The sequence below is a fragment of the Pseudomonas sp. P5_A2_2 genome (assembly GCF_054177685.1).
In genome coordinates this window covers 1-3174 of record NZ_JBGCUL010000526.1, presented here as the reverse complement: position 1 = coordinate 3174, position 3174 = coordinate 1, and the positions used below count along the sequence as shown (strand labels likewise).

Sequence of the window (3174 nt, the reverse complement as noted above, 5' to 3'; positions counted from 1 at the left end):
CAATCACAGCCATTAAAAAAAGCGGCCCTTTGGCACCGATAACATCGTTTCTCGGCGGCGCTGCTTTTCACTATATTGGCCGCCAGATCCGGTGAGTGACTCAACATTCGCCACCCTCAGTGCGAGTAGTCTTTATGAATAAAAAACCAGACAACGCAGGGTTTGTTAATGCAGGTGCGGGAACCCGTGCCGTGTGGGGCGGGGAGCAGGTCAGGCATCCCTACAACGCCACTCAAACGCCCATCGTGGTCAGTGCCGCCTATGGTTATGACGACATCGATGTCTGGTACGACGTTGCGTTGGGCAAGGCGCCCGGCTTTATTTACAGCCGCATGAGCAACCCGACAGTCGAGACCCTCGAGGCAAAGATTTGCGAGTTGGAACTGGCCGAATCAGCCGTGGCTTTCAGCAGCGGGATGGCGGCGATCAGCAGCGTGCTCTACACCTTCCTGGCCCATGGCGATCGGGTGGTCTCGACCAGGGACAGCTATGGCGGCACCAACAAGATTTTCGAAGAGTTCCTGCCACGCACCGGTGTGAACGTGACGTTGTGCGAGACGTTCGATCACGAAGAAATCGAACGCGAAATCGCCAAAGGTTGCCAATTGGTGTATCTGGAAACGCCAACCAACCCGACGCTGAAAATACTCGATATCGAGCGTCTGGTGGCTGCGGCCAAGCGTGTCGGTGCCATTGTGGTGGCGGATAACACCTTCGCCACGCCATTGAATCAGAACCCGCTGGCACTGGGTGTGGACGTGGTCATTCACAGTGCCACCAAGTTTCTCAGCGGCCACGGCGACGTGCTTGGCGGCCTGGTGTGCGGTAGTGAATCACTGATGGACAAGGTGCGTCATTACCGGGAAATCAACGGTGCGACGCTCGACCCGTTCTCCGCCTACATGATCATTCGCGGCATGAAAACCTTGGTGCTGCGCATGCGTCAGCAGCAGCGCAGTGCCCGCGCACTGGCCGAGTACCTCTGCGTCGAACCCTTGGTGGAGTCGGTCAATTATCCCGGTTTGCCAGGCCATCCGAATCATGCGGTGGCGTGTGCGCAAATGTCCGGCTTCGGCGCCATCGTCAGCTTTGTGGTGGCGGGCGGCATGGACACGGTCAAGGTACTCTTGCCACGACTGCGATTCGCCCATTGCGCGGGCAATCTCGGTGCGGTGGAAACCATCTACGGTCCGGCCCGCACCACCAGCCATGTCGAGAACACGCTGGAGGAACGCCTGGCCCTGGGTATTTCCGAAGGGCTGGTGCGGATCTCTGTCGGCATTGAAGACACCGACGATCTGCTCGACGACCTGAAACAGGCGTTCGCATTTGTCAGGGGGGCGGGCAACGAACCCGCACCATCAAACACGCAGCTTTCAATCAATGAAAGTTGCGCCGAAGTTGCAAGCTGAAGCGTTAGCGTTAAACCTCACTGCAAGGATGTGAGTGGGGCGTTCATGAAGTGGRATAATAATAAAACTTAGTGGCGATCTGTTTTTTCTCTGCCCAGTCAGTCATCGCAGACGTTAATTCGCGCCCTAATAACTTTCATGAGAGCAACCATGTCCATAAAAGAAGAACAATTTCACTCGCGTTCCGGTTTTAAACAGGAAATGCAAACACGGCATATTGTCATGTTGGCATTAGGTGGCGTCATCGGTACCGGGCTGTTTCTCACGTCTGGATATACGGTTAACCAGGCCGGTCCTCTGGGTGCGGTGATCGCTTATATCATCGGCGCGCTCATGGTTTACATGGTGATGATGTGCCTGGGCGAACTGGCGGTACAGATGCCGGAAACCGGTTCGTTCAGTACATATGCCACCCGCTTTCTGGGGCCCGGTACCGGGTATACCGTCGCCTGGCTGTATTGGCTGACCTGGACGGTGGCCATCGGTTCTGAATTCACCGCCGCCGGTATCTTGATGGTGCGTTGGTTCCCGGATACACCGGTATGGATCTGGAGTGCGTTGTTTGCAGGTCTGGTGTTTCTGACCAATGTGATTTCGGTGCGCCTGTTCGCTGAGACCGAGTTCTGGTTGTCTCTGGTTAAAGTGGTGACCGTCATCGTGTTTTTGATGATTGGCGGTGGCGCGATTCTCGGTTTGCTGCACATCGAGCAGAGCCACAGTATCGGGTTGAGCAACTTCACTCGCGAAGGACTTTTTCCTACCGGAGTCATGCCGATAGCCATGACGTTATTGGCGGTGTCTTTTGCATTCTCCGGCACTGAGTTGATCGGTATTGCCGCAGGGGAAACCAAAGACCCGCAGCGCAACGTGCCGCGTGCCATCCGCACGACCGTGCTGCGCCTGGCGATCTTTTTCGTAGGGACCATTTTTGTCCTGGCAACACTATTGCCTCGAGAGCAGGCCGGCCTGGTAGAGAGTCCATTCGTGACTGTGTTCACCTACATCGGGATTCCCTATTCGGCAGACATCATGAACTTCGTGATYATCAGTGCCTTGCTGTCGGCCGCCAACTCCGGTTTGTATGCCGCGTCACGGATGATCTGGACGCTGAGTGACCAGGGTCACCTGCCCAAGCGATTCTCGGCACTGACGCGCATGGGCACGCCGCTCAACGCGATTATCATCAGCATGGCGGGTGGGGCTGCCTCGTTGCTCAGCAGTGTGTTTGCCGCCGACACCATCTATCTGGCACTGGTGTCGATCTCCGGATTGGCGGTCGTAGTGGTCTGGATGAGCATCGCTGCGAGCCAGATTGCTTTCCGCCGTCACTATGTGGCCAACGGCGGTGACATCCGCGACTTGAAATTCCGTGGCCGGGGTTATCCATGGGTGCCGTTGGGAGCGCTGGTCTGCTGCAGTCTGGCGTGTGTCGGGATTGCCTTCGATCCGGAGCAGCGAGTGGCGTTGTACTTCGGTTTGCCCTTCATCGCCTGGTGCTATTTCGTGTATTACATTACCCGCAAAAGCCGCGAGCGACGCTTGTCGGTTGCCCCCTTGGCACAACCGTCCGACGCGTTCTAGTCAGCGTCGACGGGATGGGCAAGCGTGCTCGGTGGAGGGGGCGTCCAAGAGGTTCAAGCCATGAAGCAAAAGACGCTACCCCCATTGAACTGGCTGCGGGCATTCGAGGTGTCTGCCCGCTGTTTGAACTTCACCCATGCCGCCGAAGAACTGTTTTTGACCCAGGGCGCGGTCAGTCAGC

General features: G+C 56.8%; 3 protein-coding genes. All 3 read left to right on the top strand.

Translation table 11 applies throughout. From position 1 onward, the window contains the following. Window positions 1-134 precede the first annotated feature (134 nt). Window positions 135-1412 (top strand): cystathionine gamma-synthase family protein, encoded by a 1278-nt coding sequence (locus tag ACXRVY_RS21680; protein WP_223458748.1) that lies wholly within the window; start codon window positions 135-137, stop codon window positions 1410-1412. A 150-nt stretch (window positions 1413-1562) separates the two neighbouring features. Next, window positions 1563-2993, top strand: a complete 1431-nt coding sequence (locus ACXRVY_RS21675) for an amino acid permease (protein ID WP_458238204.1) — start codon at window positions 1563-1565, stop codon at window positions 2991-2993. A 60-nt stretch (window positions 2994-3053) separates the two neighbouring features. Continuing rightward, window positions 3054-3174, top strand: a 121-nt coding sequence (locus ACXRVY_RS21670; protein WP_458238205.1) for a LysR family transcriptional regulator, incomplete at its 3' end; no start/stop codon positions are given.

Excerpts from the sequence above, each read along its gene's own strand:
- ACXRVY_RS21680 (WP_223458748.1), top strand. The coding sequence starts at position 135 with ATGAATAAAAAACCAGACAACGCAGGGTTTGTTAATGCAGGTGCGGGA.